This is a genomic window from Chitinophaga sp. HK235 (assembly GCF_018255755.1).
Taxonomy (GTDB): domain Bacteria; phylum Bacteroidota; class Bacteroidia; order Chitinophagales; family Chitinophagaceae; genus Chitinophaga.
The window spans coordinates 3002567-3018024 of the sequence record NZ_CP073766.1 but is presented as its reverse complement, the minus strand read 5'-3'; the positions used below and the strand labels follow the sequence as shown (position 1 = coordinate 3018024).

Genomic DNA, 15458 nt, shown 5'->3' with positions numbered 1-15458 from the left:
TACTAATTCATTTGCAGATTTAAATGAACAACACCTACACCGACCTCGTTAAACAGACTTTTGAATTCCCCCAGGAGGGCTTTGAAGTCAAAGACAATTACCTGGAGTTTAACGGTTTGGACATTAAGGCGCTGATTGACAAGTACGGAACGCCATTTAAGTTGACCTACCTTCCCAAGATCGGAATGCAGATCAACAAAGCCAAGAAGATGTTCCATGATGCCTTCAAGAAGAACAGGTACGACGGGAAGTATTTTTATTGCTATTGCACCAAAAGTTCGCATTTCTCCTTTATTATGGAGGAAACCCTGAAACACGGTGTGCACATCGAAACATCGTTTGCTTACGACATCGATATCGTAAACAAACTGTATGAAAAGAAAAAGATCAACAAGGAAACATTTGTGCTTTGCAATGGTTTTAAGACCAAAGCCTATACCAGAGCCATTTCCAGGCTGATCAACAGCGGGTTTAAAAATGTGATCCCGGTACTGGACAACAAGGAGGAGCTGGAAGATTACAAACGGAATATCCGGATTAAAGATAAGGTGAAACTCGGCATCAGGGTGGCGGCAGAAGAAGAGCCCAGCTTCGACTTCTATACCTCCCGTCTGGGCGTACCTCCCCGCGATATCCTGGAGTACTATGTTGACAAAATCAAGGGTAATGAGAAGTTTGAGCTGAAAATGCTGCACTTCTTTATGAACAAGGGTATTAAAGATGATATCTTTTACTGGTCCCAGTTCAACCGTGTGATCAACTTGTACTGCCAGCTCAAAAAGATCTGCCCTGAACTGGACAGCATTAATATCGGTGGCGGTTTCCCGATTAAACACTCTCTGGGCTTTGATTATGACTATAATTATATCGTTAACGAGATTGTAGCCAACATCAAAAGTACCTGTAAAAAGAATAAAGTACCGGTACCGGACATTTATACAGAATTCGGTTCCTTTACTGTAGGAGAGAGCGGTGCCGTGATCTACAGTGTAGTAGGTGAAAAAATGCAGAACGACAGGGAATCCTGGTATATGATTGACAGCTCTTTCATTACCACCCTGCCGGATACCTGGGGTATCGGTGAGAAATTCCTGATGCTGCCTATCAATAAATGGGATCAGGAATACCAGGAAGTTCACCTGGGGGGCCTCACCTGCGATGGCTACGACTTTTATACATCTGAAGAGCATATCAACGCGGTGTTTTTGCCTAAACAGCAGCCCAGCGGTGAGCCACTGTATATCGGATTTTTCCATACAGGCGCCTACCAGGATCAACTGAGCGGATATGGCGGTATCAAACACTGTCTTATTCCTTCACCCAAACATGTGATCGTGGGCTACGACAAAAATGGCCAGCTGAAAGATTGGTTGTACGCAAAAGAACAAACCTCTCAAAGTATGTTGAAGATATTGGGTTATTAAAAAAATGGGTTAGTAATCCTACCAGGGGCTCGGGGAAACCAGAGCCCCTTTTTTGTTTTTATCACAAATGAAAAAAGGCTTTCATTGCTGAAAGCCCAATCCATGGCATAGGTTAGATGATGTCCACTAGCATAAGGACAATAGGAAATAATTTTGATATCACAAATATAGGGTAGCCGTTTACGATAGATAAGCCCTAAAAGTTGTAATTTTTTTTAAGCGGTTCTTGTAAAGTTTGTATTTTTTAAAGCCAATTTATTATTATGGCATTTACAAATTATTAACATTTACGGGGACTTGCACAAAATGAAGTTCGGGGCTTTTCCGGGTTAAAGGGGGAATATTGAAAAACAAAAAAATGTTATATCTCACACGAACGTGTAGTGGTTAATCTTCCTGGGCTTCATTGAGGTATCCGATAGCTGTACCACATTGTTTTTCTATTTCAGTAAAACAGGCCTCCAGCAGTTCCATTTCTCCTTTTATGAAGGCAGATTTGCCTGACCGGGAGAAGCCTTTCACCAGCAGGAACTGTTTGGTAAGGTTCTGGTTGATCAGCGACAGATGTTGTTTCTGCTTTTCGTGGGCGCGTTGCTGTTCCATCGATATAATATTGCGATAATACTGGCCCAGCGCCCGGATCAGAAACAGCATATAGAGGATGACAGTGATTGGGTTGGATAGGTACTGAAAGGAATCGGAATAGCCGGAGCTGACATATATTGAGACATCATTGATCCGGATATAGGCCACCCCGCTGAGGTATGCACAAAGTAAGCCACAGAGGATCAGTGAGGTGCGCAGGTTGACCGTGATATAAGCCAGTAATATGCTCATGGCCCATGCAATGGCATATCTGGGTGACAGATCCTGATGATTAAAGAAGGAGGAGGATGTAGACAGTAACAGGGTCCCAAAGGAAGTGATCATTCCTATGATGCCGGCAGGGACTCCTCTTTTTAATAGATACAGGCAGCCCAGCAAGACGCCGGCCAGACAGGGGATGAGTACCAGGTTGACTTCATTCTGGCTGATCATGGCCAGTAACAGGATGGGAAACAACAGCAGTATGTAAAAAAAGAGATAATCAAAGAGTAGCCGGAGTTTTGCCTGTTCGTATGTATCATCTGTACGGAGCAATACCTGTCCAATCACTGCTTTCTCTGAGCTGAGGTAAATGTTTTTAGTGAATAACCAGGCGTTCCTGAAATGCTTTGCCATTAGCGCTTTGCTTAAGGAAGCAAATTATTGTATTAATAGGCTTCGCTGGATTCAACGTTTGTGTGAATTATACACATAAAGAAAAGAGGCACCTTTCGATGCCTCCTATAAACCCCCATGTTATTCCCGGCTTCCCGGAGGAAGCCGATATGTATCCCTTATTCTACTACGATGTCTTTGGGAGCATCCTGTTTGTTTTCCTTTTTGGAAAGGGTCACTTTCAGAACACCATTATCATATTTTGCCTGAATCCTGTTCGCGTCTACTGCATCGGTGATGCTGAAGGAGCGTTTGAAGGATTTGAAGTTAAACTCGCGGCGTACCTGTTTGTCGCCTTCGTTTTTGGTTTCGGCTTTCTTTTCAGCGCTAATGGTAATAGCTTTATCGTTGGCACTGATTTTAAAATCTTCTTTGGAGAAACCGGGCGCTACCACGTCAAGCAGGTAGGCGTCTTTGGTTTCTGTGATATTTACCGGCGGATGGGTGGTAAAGAAATCGCTGGTCAGGAAGTCATCTTTTACATATTTATTCCATCCACCGTTGAAAATATCTTCAACTAATCTGGGGAGCGGGCTGTGGTTGAATTTTACGTGTGTCATAGTTTTTTATCAATTTTTTGTGTGAAATCAATTTTTTGTTCAACACCGGTTACAGATCAAATGGGATACCATGCCAGTAAAACTGCTATTTTGTTAGTAAAAAGGTTACAGATAATGACAATATGGCATTTTGATTGTTTGGTTTGTGTCAAAAAGTCTTTTTGTGAGGTCGTTTTTTTACTTTTTGCTCCTATATCTTTAACTTTGTTGAAAATCTTAACAGAAAAAACTATAATTATATGTATCCAGCGGAATTAGTTATGCCTAGAAAGGCAGAGTTAACGGATAACGGGTTCGAAGAGTTACTGACTTCATCCAGTGTAGATGAAACCCTGAAAAAAGAAGGAACCACTTTGGTTGTGATTAACTCTGTATGTGGTTGTTCAGCCGCTACAGCCCGTCCGGGTGTGCTGATGGCACTGGCCGGCAGTGAAAAAAAACCAGACAGACTGACGACCAGCTTTGCCGGTTTTGATGTGGAAGCAGTTCAGCAGATCCGTACCCACCTGCTGCCTTATCCTCCGTCTTCTCCTTCTATTGCCCTCTTTAAAGACGGACAATTGGTACACTTCATTGAACGTCATATGATTGAAGGTCGCTCAGCACAGATGATTGCTGCTAACCTCAACGACGCGTTTGAACAATATTGCTAATACTTTAATTCCGAAATTCAAATTTCGAATTTCGAAATTGCATCGTACTTTGGTGGTTTGATTTTCCTGTTGATAATTCGGCTTTGTTCATAGGAAAACTCAGATCACCAATTTTTTTTTGGCTATGTATCCTAATTTATATTACGCTTTCAGAGATCTGTTCGGTCTGGAAATACCCCTGTTTAAAATCCTGCAAACATTTGGCTTTTTCGTAGCCATTGCTTTCCTCGCAGGTGCATATGTGCTGACAAATGAATTGAAACGTCGGGAAAAACTGGGCTGGCTGAAGCCAGTTACAGAAAATATCCTGGTAGGTGGCCCTGCTACTACCGGTGAATATATTGGCAATGGTGTACTTGGTTTTTTACTGGGATGGAAAGGTATTGGATTGATGTTGAACTGGGCTACTGCTTCCCAGAACTTCCAGGGTTTTATCCTCTCCGGTGATGGAAATTTTTTAGCCGGCCTAGCGGGAGCCGCCTTGCTGGTTTTCCTGAAATACAACAGCTCCAAAGGCAAAAAAGGAGCACCTGCCAGAAAAGAAACTGTGAGCGTCTGGCCTCACCAGCGGGTGCCGGATATTATTGTGATGGCAGCCATCGCCGGATTGTTGGGTGCCAAAGTATTCCACAATCTGGAGAACTGGAACGATTTTGTACAGAACCCGATAGATGCCCTGTTGTCTTTCAGCGGCCTTACCTTTTACGGTGGTCTTATTGTAGCCACCATCGTGATTCTGCGATATGCCCGTAAAAAACAGGTTAGCATCAAACATCTGATCGATAGTGCAGCACCAGCCCTCATGCTGGCCTACGCAGTGGGCAGAATGGGGTGTCAGTTTGCAGGTGATGGCGACTGGGGTATATACAACAGCGCCTACGTGACCGATAATACCGGACATATGGTACAGGTGTCTCCTGCAGAATTTAACAAGGCAGTACAACAAAACATCAACTTCTTCCAGCAACAATACAGTGATACTGCCCATATTCCACATGCGCCTTTTGCCAAACCTGCTGCCCTGAGCTTCCTGCCGGACTGGTTTTTTGCTTCCGGGTATGCGCATAACGTAGTGAATGAAGGGGTGCCTTTGCCAGGCTGCGATGGACAATACTGCCATGTATTACCTGTTGGCGTTTATCCTACGCCGTTATATGAGATTATCGCCTGTCTCATACTGTTTGGCGTATTGTGGGCCATCCGCAAAAAAGTAACTGTACCAGGCGTCATCTTCGGTATCTATCTTGTATTAAACGGTCTGGAAAGATTCTTCATTGAAAAGATCCGCGTAAACACGAAATACAACATCTTCGGTTTTCACCCTACTCAGGCCGAGATCATCTCTGCACTTATGGTGATAGGAGGTATTATCTGGATCTTGTACTGCCGTAAAAAAAATACACCTGTAACTACGACTTCCTGAGAATCATTTATGCAACGTCATTCAGCACTAATACCCTTATCGCATGAGCATAAGCGTCTGTTATTTGTATGCCGCTACCTGAAAAAGGATGCGGCTCCCTATGAAGGGTTTCCGCTGGAAACACAAGCCCGGTTTGAATATATGGTGAAAGTGTTTCAGGAACTCATGGTTCCCCATATTCAGAAAGAAGAATATCTTTTTGAAAAATGCGCCGGTAGAAATACAGCAGTAGATGCCCTCATCGCTGAGTTGCAGCAAGAACATCGTGCTATCTCTTCTATGTACAGCGCCATCACGGAAAGCACCAATCTGGAAGATGATATGGATAAAATAGCCACCAGCCTGGAAACACATATCCGAAAAGAAGAACGGGTGTTTTTTGAGCTGTTGCAGAAAGAATTACCTGATATGCTCGAAAATATTCAATTAGAGAAGTAAAATTTTTTTTATCTTGTTGTACACGGAACAATGAACGCATTACAGCAGGTAAAGTAGTCGACTTGTTTTACCTGCTGTAACAAGAGCACTAAGATGCTGACCGCTTCATTTTGTAGTTGCCTATATTATTTTAACCTGATCCTGTTAACAACCTTTGCTACTATCCATTTTTGTTGAGCTGTTAATCACAAATCTGAAACCTTTCAATCCGGTTTTATGCGGATGTATTTTACATGCTTGTTATTAATCTGTTTGTCGGGAGCCCCGAAGGTTATGGCCCTTGCCCGTGAAGACAGTCTGAATAAATACGACAAGCTGGATCTCAAGGAAAAGATCAGTGCCTCATTTTCCTATCAGGAAGGAGCCGTGGTATTAAATAATGGTGCCTTGCTGAAAGTGCCGGAGGGTTTTCGTTTTCTGGACGCCGGCCAGGGAAGCATCCTGGTGCAACGACTCTGGGGAAATCCTGAAAATCCCGGTTTCCTGGGAGTGTTGCTGCCCAAACAATCCGGCCCCCTCGATAAAGATGTGTTGGGAATAGAGATATCCGCCGATTCTGCCGGGTATGTGAGTGAGCCGGAAGCCCGACAGCTTAATTATACCGCTCTTTTGCAGGAAATGAAACAGCACCTGGATGAACAAAACAGGTGGAGAAAACGGAATGGCTTCTGTATAGTGACCGGCATGGACTGGGTCATCCCTCCATATTATCAGCCGGGAAACAATACCCTGCACCTGGCCCGCCTCCTGTATGTGGATCGTGGTGAGCCGCTGCTGAATTATGAAATGCGTATCCTCACCCGTAAGGGAGCCCTGTGCCTTACTGCTGTGGCTGACGCCGGGCAGCTAAAAACGATACGTCAGCTGATGCCGGCCCTGGTAAAAAAAATCACGTTACCGGCCGGACAAAACTACCGCGATTTTAACCCCCGCACAGATACATTCGCCTCCTGGTCCAGCCAGGTGCTGATGGTGGGGAAGATCCTGAGTGCCCGTTACTTTTTTCGGTCAGTACTCAATACCTGGCTGTTTATATTGGTTTCCCTATTAATTGTATTATTTATATATACGATGCAATATTTTCATCGCCGGAGAGATATTCCCAAACAATTCTTTCGGATTGATGAGCGTTTAAATTGACATCCGCTCTCCGATGCGCTGTGTCGGAGCCCTGGCCTTCAGTTTTGTCCTTCCTTTTCTGAAGATGTTTACCACCAATGATGTCTCTTAGGGGAGATGTCCGCTCTTTTTTGTTCTTTAGGTAGCTTTTTCCGGAACCACAGATAGGGGTAAAAGGGAGATATTCCGTCTATTTGTTGGCTTATGATGTCAGGTGATGTATTCCAGTAATGCTGAAAAAAAGGATAACCCCACTTGTATTTGTGCTTTTGGGCCGGTCGGTACCTTATTTTAACCGCCTGTGCCCGTCATTTTACCTTTAAAACCAGTCTGTGCCTTTTAATCCGCTTTTTTTGAAACATTTCCTTTTATCCGTCGTCTTCTTGTTGTTCCTGTCACACTTTACCGTTCATCACTTCCTATAAACCGTTTGTGTAAAGATTTGGTACTATGTAATGCATGATACCTACTTTTACAATGTAGTTGATAAGCTACTGTAGTATATGAGCTACTGTAGTATATTAACCAAGGTTCTTTAAGAAAGGATTCAAAAAACGTCGTGAAGAGAAAGCAACCAGGAACAAAAAAGTCTAAAAAACCACTAAATAATCTAAATCCGCCCTTATATGAAATCAATTTTTAAAGCGTTTACCTTAACAGCAGGAATAGTAGGCGCTGCGTTAACTTCCCAAGCACAAAACGGAACCAAAGTAGCAGGTAAGATTGTCCGTACCGGAGACCAGCCGGTAGAATTTGCTACCGTTACCTTATTAAAAGCAGGCGACTCCTCACTCGTAAAAGGAGCCATTGCAGACATCAGCGGTAAATATGAGTTCGAACAGATCAAACAGGGTAAATACCTCATCGCTGCCGCAGCGGTAGGTATGTCAAAAGCCTACAGCAAACCTTTTGAAGTGAACGGTTCCAGCGTAAACGTTCCGGCTATCACCATGGAAGGAGCTTCCAAAAACCTGAAAGCTGTAGACGTGACAGCCCGCAAACCTTTTGTAGAACAGAAAGCCGATAAAATGGTGGTAAACGTGGAAAGCAGCATCTCCGCTGCCGGCGGCACCGCCATGGAGGTACTGGAAAAATCCCCGACCATCAATGTAGACAAGGATGGTAACATTTCTATGAAAGGTAAAGGAGGAGTAGTGATCATGATTGATGGCAAACCTACCAACATGTCTAACCAGGAAATCACTGAGCTGCTCAAAAGCATGCCCAGTTCCAACGTGGAACAAATTGAGCTGATCGCCAATCCTTCCGCCAAATATGATGCTGCCGGTAATGCGGGTATCATCAACCTGAAACTGAAAAAGAACAAAAACTACGGAACCAACGGTAGTGTGAACCTGGCCGCTGCCTATGGTATCAGAGGCCGTGCTAGTGGAGGGCTCAACCTCAACCACCGGAATGAAAAAATGAACATATTCGGTTCCTATAACTACAGCAACCGCGATAACTACCAGGAGCTGGGCGTTTATCGTACCCTTAACGGTGAAGGGGGCAGTCGGGTGTTTGATCAGCAGAATCTCATGATACCTAATAGTGAGTACCATGGCGGAAAAATCGGTATGGATTACTTTGTATCCAAAAATCACACCCTGGGTGTGATGGTAGATCTGACCAGCAATAATCGTAAAATCCCCAGCGATGCTACCACCAAAATCAGTACTGCGGGCATAATTGACTCTATTCTGCATACCAACACGAATAACCCCAGTAAATGGAAACGGGGTGCTTACAACCTTAACTATCGCGGTATCCTCGACAGCACAGGTAAAGAGCTGAATATTGATCTGGACTATGCCCGCAACACCAATCAACAGCATTCATCCATTATCGCCCTTACCAAAGATGCTGCAGATATGAAGCGACTGAGCAGCGATACTTCCCGTAACATTCAGCCGTCTACCATCGAAATCAAAACAGCTAAGATAGATTATGTACATCCGTTGAAAGGCCAGGCCAAACTGGAAGCCGGTGTTAAGCTGAGCTTCGTAACCACCGACAATGACGCCCGTTTTGACTCGCTGCGCAATGATAGCTGGATTAAGGACGAACGTCGCTCCAACCACTTTATCTATAAGGAAAATGTGAATGCAGCCTATATCAATTTCAACAAACAATTCAAAAAACTGAATGTGCAGGTAGGTTTGAGAGGTGAGCAGACAACCATCAGCGGTAATTCCCAGTCTACCAGAAATAACGAAGAAAAGATTGTGAAGAACGATTCCAGCTATTTTAACCTGTTCCCTAGTGCTGCCCTGACTTATGAGCTGAACAAAGACAATACCCTGGGCTTTACCTACAGCCGCCGCATCCAGCGTCCGGACTATGAAGAGCTGAACCCGTTTGAATTTTATCTGGACCGTTATACCATGCAGTCCGGTAATCCAGGCCTGAAACCGCAGTATTCCAACAACTTCGAGATCAGCCATACCTTCAAACAGTTCCTTATCACTTCACTGGGTTACAGTCATACGACCAATATGATGACCAGAATTCTGGAAGCAGCCGTAGATCAGGCCACCGGAGATACTACCGTTACCCGTTATCGTTACCAGAACGTGGCTAAGGCTAATAACTTCACCCTGAATATCTCTATGCCAATGCCTATCACCAAATGGTGGAGCTCTTTCACCACCCTTAGCGCTTCCTACAATATGTTTGAAACAGTGGTGGACAAAAACGACGTGAAACTGTCTTCTATGGCCTTCTATGGCCGGACCCAGCAGTCTTTTACGATCACAAAGGACCTGAGTGCAGAAGCAGTTTTTGAATATGTTTCTCCGCAGGTGACTCAGGAAGGATTGTTTAAAATGAAATCTATGTTCAGCTGTGACCTGGGTGTACAACAGAAAGTGTTGAAAGGAAAAGGTCTGGTGAAACTGGGAGTATCAGACATCTTCCGTACCAACTATTTCCGCGCCGACTTTGAAAATGCAGGCAGAACCATTGCACTGTTTAACTCATGGGATTCAAGGCAGGTGCGTCTTTCCTTTAACTACCGCTTCGGTAATACCAATGTAAAGGCAGCCCGCAACCGTCAGACCGGACTGGAAGCAGAACAGAACCGTGTAAAATCAGCACAATAACAATATAACCTTGTATTAAGATGGTTTTTTAGGTATATATAAGGATGGAAAAACGCGGCCCTTTTCGTCAGGGCTGCGTTTCTCTCCCTCAAAAAACATCATTTCGTCACAAAAAAGCAGGGTTTGGTGGAATTTTAGAACAGAAAAGGTATCGCTCCAATTAATTTTACAAAAAAAATTTCAAGAAGCATAAATAGTATTTATCTATATAAATAATTAATAATTAAATATTTAATCGCTTTTTGTTAACAGGCCCTATCCCAAAGCAGAACAAAAATTCCAGAGAAAGGCCCAACCACATGCAACCTTTTTTACAATCATTGTCTTTATAATGAAAGCATCAGCCAATAACTTGAATCAGACGCAAATAGACGGGAATGTAATAGACCGCTGCAAAAGAGGGGATGTTCGCGCATTTCGCGAACTGTATAATGCTTATGCCGCGGCGATGTACAACATTTGTTTGCGTATGACCGGTAACGTTAGTGATGCGGAAGATACGCTACAGGAAGCCTTCATACAGGTACACCGGAACATCGGTAAGCTGGAAAGTAATATCAGCGTAACCGCCTGGATTAAAAGGATTGTGGTGAACCACTGTCTGAATAATCTTAGAAAAAAGAAAGTGTACTATGAAGAAGTAGAGGAGGTAGAGGTAGTGGAAGAACCAGGTATCGATGAAGATTCCTTTACCTGGACTGTATCAGCCGTAAAGTCAGCCATTCACGGGCTGCCACAGGGTTATCGTACGGTGCTGAATCTCTATCTGTTTGAAGAGTATTCTCACCGGGAGATTGCGGAGATGATGGGTATTACCGAATCTACCGTCAAAACGCAGTATATGCGGGCGAAGGAAAAGGTAAGACAGATTGTAAAACAGCAAAACTTAATTCGTTAATGCCGGACAATTTCGAAAGTTTTATCCAACAGCACCGGGATGCCTTTGAAGTCCCCGGTCCCTCGCCAAGAGTATGGGAAGCGCTGGAAAAAGAGCTGGGAGGAAGCCGTAAAGGCAAGGTGGTACAGCTTTTGAGCAAAAATTGGTTCAAAGCCGCCGTCATAGCAGTATTACTGGTTAACGCAGCCGCACTGTTTTATATGACCAGACATAAACAACATCAGCAGGAACTAGCCAACGTCCTGCCTGAGATGCAGGACGCCAAATTATACTATACCTCACGCATCAACGAAAAACTGGAGCTGATCAATGCCTATCCGGCCAATGAACTGGGCCTGGACAGCGCAGCCCGCCAGGAACTGCAGCTCCGTAATGATACCTATAAAACACTGGAGAATGAACTGAAAAATAATCCGGGTAACGAAAGAATCCGGGGCGCCATGATACGCTATTATCAGCTCAAACTCGACCTCCTCGATAAAATTCTCGAAGAGCTGCAGGATAAACACGCAGCTCCCACTCACCTAAAAAAACGATATGAAGCTGAGATTTAATTTCTTGTTCTGCTTGTTATTTCCGCTGTTCGCTTGTGCTGAAAAGGGTGAAGTTACCTATAAGAAAGTCATCACAAAGGAATTTACCGTTAACGCGGGTGCTTCGTTTAACCTGAGCAACAAATATGGTAAAGTGGTATTTCACGCCTGGAATAAAAATGAAATCAAAGCCGTGGTAAGCGTTACCGGCTTTGGTAAAAATGATCAGGAAGCGCAGGGTATAACAGAGATGGTGGAAATTGCCACCCAGCAAAGCGGTGCGGCGGTATCTCTGACTACCGTGTACAATTCCTCCAAATCAGGTTCCTGGTTTTCTTTTGGAAGCAAAAAAGACTCCAAGGAATATGTGAACATCGATTATGACGTGTATATCCCGCAAAGTCTTTCCCGTCTGAAGGTAGACAACGTTTTCGGCGATGTGATTGCAGATAAATTCAGTTTCCCGGCAGAGTTGACCATGAACTATTGTTCGTATGATGTCCGTGATGCCCAGGACCTGACCCTGCGTATCAACTACTGTGACAAGGGCCGTATCGGCAAAGCCAACAAGGTAGTGGTGAAAGGCAACTATTCAGAGCTGCGTGCAGAACAGCTGGAAACCCTGGACGTATCTTCCAACTATAGTAATTATACCGTTACCAATCTGGGAGACCTGAAACTGTCTGCCAACTACGATAACTATAAAATTCAACGGGTAAACAGTGTAGCCGGTCACGTTACCTTCTCCGATGCCAACCTGGGTGAGGTCGTACAGGATATCAACATGAAAATCACCTATGGTGACCTGACCATAAAAAAAGTGGTACCCGGATTTAAAGGAGCCGACCTGGTACTAACCTTTTCGGACCTGAAAGTAGCGGTGCCCCGCAAACTGCCTCTACAGCTGGATATTCTCCTGGTCAATGGTGATCTCCGCACGGGCGGGCTGGAACTGAAAAACGTGGTGTCCAATAAAACGTCTTCCTCACTGAGCTACACCGCCCAGGCAGGTAATGGCAATGAAAGTTCGCCCCGAATCAAAATAAAAGGTACCAACGCAGACGCCAGCCTTGACGCCTATTAATATTCGGCCATTCTAAAACCTTAAACTATAAATCTCTCTAAAAAAATCCACATGAAAACGATCAAGTATGTAGTGTCTGCTACCTCTTTTATGGTTCTCTTCGCGTTACTGGTATCTTTTACCATCCATCGTACAGAGAGAATCAGGGGCAATGGAAACATAAAAACAGAGAACAGAACAGCCGGCAACTTTACCGATATCAGCACTTCCGGTGTTTATAGAGTAGTGGTGCAGCAGGGCAGTTCCAATAGTATAAAAGTAGAAGCAGAAGAAAACCTGTTGCCTTATATTAAAACCGAAGTCTCCCATGGAGAACTGGAAATTACCACCGGCGACAATGTGAACCTTAATCCTACAAAAGATATGGTAGTATACGTTACCCTGCAGGATGTGAAGAAACTGACTGCCAGCGGTGCCAGTTCTTTCAAAGGGGTAGGGACTCTTAAATCCAAAAACCTGACCCTGTCTTTCAGCGGGGCGGCTCATGCCGATCTGGACCTGAATATCGGAGAGCTGGAAGTGGGTTTGTCCGGTGCCAGCAAAGTAATGCTGAAAGGTAAATGCAACAAGGGAGAATATATGATTTCCGGTGCTGCCAACGCCGATGCGCTGGATCTGCAGACAGAGCAGGCAGAAGTAGGGGTTTCCGGTAGTGGGGAGGCCAGTGTGCAGGTAGATAAAAAACTGAATGCCAACGCGTCCGGAACGGGCCGTGTAAAATATAAAGGCGAGCCTTCCATTACCCAGTCTGTTTCTGGTATGGGAAGAGTTCGTAAGCTCTAATTTTTTTAGATTTAGATTTATATATCGGCAGGTAGTTCACTACCTGCTTTTTCTTTTTTATATTTGTCGTCCGAATATAAAAAAAAGTTGCGTTATGCCGTCCTTTGATATTGTTAGCAAAGTAGATTTACAGACACTGGATAATGCCATTAACACAGTGAAGAAGGAGATCACCAACCGGTTTGATTTCAAGGGTTCTCATGTGGTAATAGAGCTGAATAAGAAAGATCTGGTGCTGAACATAGAAGTAGACAGTGATATGAAGCTGGGTCAGGTGCTGGACGTGCTGATTTCCCGTTCCATGCGTCAGGGCCTGGACGCTGCTATCTATGACCAGAGCAAGGAAGGTTACCAGAGCGGAAAAGTGTATAAGAAGGATATTCCTGTCCGTAACGGGATCAAGCAGGAAGATGCCAAAAAGATCGTAAAGATGATCAAAGATTCCGGTTTAAAGGTACAAGCCGCCATTATGGACGACATGGTACGGGTAACCGCTAAGAAAATAGATGATTTACAGGATGTTATACAAAAGTGCCGGGAAGCCAACCTGGGTATCGCTTTACAGTATGTAAATATGAAATCCTGATTTTTTTTACAATAAACTTTGGGTGTTAAAGATTTTTGGTTACCTTTGCACCCTGTATTTACAATAATATTTGATATGAAACAGGGAATCCATCCAGAAAGTTACAGATTTGTGGTATTTAAAGATATGTCAAACGGATACAGCTTTTTAAGCCGTTCCACTGCTCCTTCCAAAGAAACCGTTAAATGGGAAGACGGCAATGAATATCCGTTGATCAAGTTGGAAATTTCCAATACTTCTCACCCTTTCTATACTGGTAAGAACGTATTGGTGGATACCGCAGGACGTATCGATAAATTCAACAAACGCTACGCTAAGAAAGCATAAGTGTTTGCAGAGATATTTTTAAAGAATCCCATCGGCTTATCGATGGGATTTTTTATTTTTAACCCCTATGGAGCGTAATTACATTCTTTTCGACACGCCCGTACGTGACTTGTTATACCCCTTTACATATACAAGACCCATTGCCGCCTGCAGAGTAGGAATACTTACCATACAGGAGAAATGGGCGTACTGGCTGGGTACAGGAGTAAGTCATTTCACTGTACCGCATTTACAGGAAAAGTTTCCGTTGAACCGTGCCAGTGAGGCCGGGATAAACGTGCTATTAAATGGACATATCCTGCCGGATGAGGAGCTGGTAGCAGCAGTTGCTGCCCTGAAGCCAGACCAGGAACTCTATAAAGACAATCACCTTATTGCTAAAGCGAGCCAGGGCAGTGAAGTACATCTGCTGGCATCTGCCGATCGTAAAAACTATAATGGCCCGGTAAAAGGGATTTTTAAGCCCTGGGACATATTTATGTTGAACGATCAGGCTATCCGGGAGGACTTTGCTCTGCTGACGCGGGGGAGGACTTCTGCTCCGTTGCCGGAAGGCAACCAGGTAGTGGCGCCGGAGAATATTTTCCTGGAGCCGGGAGCTTCGGTGAACTGCAGTATCCTGAATGCGTCTACAGGGCCTATTTATATTGGCCGTAATGCCCTTGTGATGGAAGGGTGTGCCATGAGAGGGCCTGTGGCACTGGGAGAGGGCGCAGTACTGAAGATGGGAGCAAAAGTATATGGGGCTACTACGCTGGGCCCGTATTGCATTGGAGGCGGAGAGATCAAGAACAGTGTCTTTTTCGGGTATTCCAACAAGTCACATGATGGTTATGTTGGCGATGCGGTGATCGGTGAATGGTGCAACCTGGGGGCTAATACCTCCTGTTCCAACGTGAAAAATAATGCGGCCCCTGTAAAGATATGGATGGAAGCCTTGCAGTCAACTGCTACAGCAGGGCAGAAGTGTGGTGTGCTGATGGGTGATTACAGCCGCTGTGGTATTAATACGATGCTCAACACCGGTACGGTGGTGGGTGTATCCTGTAATATTTTTGGTGCGGGTTTCCCGCCGGTGTTTTTGCCATCATTCAGTTGGGGCCACCAGGTGGGCATGGCCGCGTACCGGCTGCCGGAAGCGCTGCGTGATGCTGCCGCGTGGATGGCCTTTAAAGGCCGGCAGCTGGAGGATACAGACAGGAAGATACTGGAGGCGGTATTTAACGAAACCAATGCACAACGACCTTAAAACTTAATATCACAATAATC

At 44.5% G+C, this 15458-nt stretch carries 15 protein-coding genes; 13 read left to right on the top strand and 2 right to left on the bottom strand.

Features of this window, described 5'->3' with window-relative positions; all coding sequences use genetic code 11:
• The first annotated feature begins 23 nt into the window (after nucleotides 1–23).
• Nucleotides 24–1424 (top strand): arginine decarboxylase, encoded by a 1401-nt coding sequence (locus tag KD145_RS10415; RefSeq protein ID WP_212005827.1) that lies wholly within the window; start codon nucleotides 24–26, stop codon nucleotides 1422–1424.
• 387 nt (nucleotides 1425–1811) lie between these two features.
• Here the strand turns inward: KD145_RS10415 and KD145_RS10410 are convergent, their stop codons facing one another.
• Entirely contained in the window at nucleotides 1812–2645 is an 834-nt protein-coding gene (locus KD145_RS10410; protein WP_212005826.1) for a hypothetical protein, read from the bottom strand.
• 158 nt (nucleotides 2646–2803) lie between these two features.
• Nucleotides 2804–3244: an Hsp20/alpha crystallin family protein gene (locus tag KD145_RS10405; protein WP_212005825.1), complete on the bottom strand. Its 441-nt coding sequence runs from the start codon at nucleotides 3242–3244 to the stop codon at nucleotides 2804–2806.
• A gap of 239 nt (nucleotides 3245–3483) precedes the next feature.
• Here KD145_RS10405 and KD145_RS10400 point away from each other — a divergent pair, with 239 nt between their 5' ends.
• The 12 genes from KD145_RS10400 (at nucleotide 3484) to KD145_RS10345 (ending at nucleotide 15438) form a co-directional block, all read left to right on the top strand.
• Nucleotides 3484–3897: a BrxA/BrxB family bacilliredoxin gene (locus tag KD145_RS10400; protein ID WP_212005824.1), complete on the top strand. Its 414-nt coding sequence runs from the start codon at nucleotides 3484–3486 to the stop codon at nucleotides 3895–3897.
• A gap of 124 nt (nucleotides 3898–4021) precedes the next feature.
• The gene (locus KD145_RS10395) at nucleotides 4022–5320 is read left to right on the top strand and encodes a prolipoprotein diacylglyceryl transferase (protein ID WP_212005823.1); all 1299 of its coding nucleotides are present in this window, start codon (nucleotides 4022–4024) and stop codon (nucleotides 5318–5320) included.
• Between the two features lie 9 nt (nucleotides 5321–5329).
• Nucleotides 5330–5758, top strand: a complete 429-nt coding sequence (locus tag KD145_RS10390; RefSeq protein WP_212005822.1) for a hemerythrin domain-containing protein — start codon at nucleotides 5330–5332, stop codon at nucleotides 5756–5758.
• A 273-nt stretch (nucleotides 5759–6031) separates the two neighbouring features.
• A complete protein-coding gene (locus KD145_RS10385; protein WP_212005821.1) occupies nucleotides 6032–6898 on the top strand; it encodes a DUF2167 domain-containing protein in 867 nt (288 codons plus the stop codon).
• 605 nt (nucleotides 6899–7503) lie between these two features.
• The gene (locus KD145_RS10380) at nucleotides 7504–9978 is read left to right on the top strand and encodes an outer membrane beta-barrel family protein (protein WP_212005820.1); all 2475 of its coding nucleotides are present in this window, start codon (nucleotides 7504–7506) and stop codon (nucleotides 9976–9978) included.
• Nucleotides 9979–10330: 352 nt separating this feature from the next.
• The gene (locus tag KD145_RS10375; RefSeq protein WP_212005819.1) at nucleotides 10331–10876 is read left to right on the top strand and encodes an RNA polymerase sigma factor; all 546 of its coding nucleotides are present in this window, start codon (nucleotides 10331–10333) and stop codon (nucleotides 10874–10876) included.
• Nucleotides 10876–11430, top strand: coding sequence for a hypothetical protein (locus KD145_RS10370; RefSeq protein WP_212005818.1), 555 nt, complete (start codon nucleotides 10876–10878; stop codon nucleotides 11428–11430). The genes KD145_RS10375 and KD145_RS10370 overlap by 1 nt, the downstream gene beginning before the upstream one ends.
• Entirely contained in the window at nucleotides 11414–12493 is a 1080-nt protein-coding gene (locus tag KD145_RS10365) for a hypothetical protein (protein WP_212005817.1), read from the top strand. The genes KD145_RS10370 and KD145_RS10365 overlap by 17 nt, the downstream gene beginning before the upstream one ends.
• A gap of 51 nt (nucleotides 12494–12544) precedes the next feature.
• The gene (locus KD145_RS10360) at nucleotides 12545–13276 is read left to right on the top strand and encodes a head GIN domain-containing protein (RefSeq protein ID WP_212005816.1); all 732 of its coding nucleotides are present in this window, start codon (nucleotides 12545–12547) and stop codon (nucleotides 13274–13276) included.
• A gap of 94 nt (nucleotides 13277–13370) precedes the next feature.
• A complete protein-coding gene (locus KD145_RS10355) occupies nucleotides 13371–13862 on the top strand; it encodes a YajQ family cyclic di-GMP-binding protein (protein ID WP_212005815.1) in 492 nt (163 codons plus the stop codon).
• Nucleotides 13863–13937: 75 nt separating this feature from the next.
• Complete coding sequence (locus KD145_RS10350) at nucleotides 13938–14189, top strand: type B 50S ribosomal protein L31 (protein WP_113617982.1); 252 nt, start codon at nucleotides 13938–13940, stop codon at nucleotides 14187–14189.
• A 67-nt stretch (nucleotides 14190–14256) separates the two neighbouring features.
• A complete protein-coding gene (locus KD145_RS10345; protein WP_212005814.1) occupies nucleotides 14257–15438 on the top strand; it encodes a putative sugar nucleotidyl transferase in 1182 nt (393 codons plus the stop codon).
• Nucleotides 15439–15458 lie beyond the last annotated feature (20 nt).

What these genes read in the sequence shown, in the direction of transcription:
- KD145_RS10415 (WP_212005827.1), top strand. Translation starts at nt 24, where the DNA reads ATGAACAACACCTACACCGACCTCGTTAAACAGACTTTTGAATTCCCC.
- KD145_RS10410 (WP_212005826.1), bottom strand. Translation starts at nt 2,645, where the DNA reads ATGGCAAAGCATTTCAGGAACGCCTGGTTATTCACTAAAAACATTTAC.
- KD145_RS10405 (WP_212005825.1), bottom strand. Translation starts at nt 3,244, where the DNA reads ATGACACACGTAAAATTCAACCACAGCCCGCTCCCCAGATTAGTTGAA.
- KD145_RS10400 (WP_212005824.1), top strand. Translation starts at nt 3,484, where the DNA reads ATGTATCCAGCGGAATTAGTTATGCCTAGAAAGGCAGAGTTAACGGAT.
- KD145_RS10395 (WP_212005823.1), top strand. Translation starts at nt 4,022, where the DNA reads ATGTATCCTAATTTATATTACGCTTTCAGAGATCTGTTCGGTCTGGAA.
- KD145_RS10390 (WP_212005822.1), top strand. Translation starts at nt 5,330, where the DNA reads ATGCAACGTCATTCAGCACTAATACCCTTATCGCATGAGCATAAGCGT.
- KD145_RS10385 (WP_212005821.1), top strand. Translation starts at nt 6,032, where the DNA reads ATGGCCCTTGCCCGTGAAGACAGTCTGAATAAATACGACAAGCTGGAT.
- KD145_RS10380 (WP_212005820.1), top strand. Translation starts at nt 7,504, where the DNA reads ATGAAATCAATTTTTAAAGCGTTTACCTTAACAGCAGGAATAGTAGGC.
- KD145_RS10370 (WP_212005818.1), top strand. Translation starts at nt 10,876, where the DNA reads ATGCCGGACAATTTCGAAAGTTTTATCCAACAGCACCGGGATGCCTTT.
- KD145_RS10365 (WP_212005817.1), top strand. Translation starts at nt 11,414, where the DNA reads ATGAAGCTGAGATTTAATTTCTTGTTCTGCTTGTTATTTCCGCTGTTC.
- KD145_RS10360 (WP_212005816.1), top strand. Translation starts at nt 12,545, where the DNA reads ATGAAAACGATCAAGTATGTAGTGTCTGCTACCTCTTTTATGGTTCTC.
- KD145_RS10355 (WP_212005815.1), top strand. Translation starts at nt 13,371, where the DNA reads ATGCCGTCCTTTGATATTGTTAGCAAAGTAGATTTACAGACACTGGAT.
- KD145_RS10350 (WP_113617982.1), top strand. Translation starts at nt 13,938, where the DNA reads ATGAAACAGGGAATCCATCCAGAAAGTTACAGATTTGTGGTATTTAAA.
- KD145_RS10345 (WP_212005814.1), top strand. Translation starts at nt 14,257, where the DNA reads ATGGAGCGTAATTACATTCTTTTCGACACGCCCGTACGTGACTTGTTA.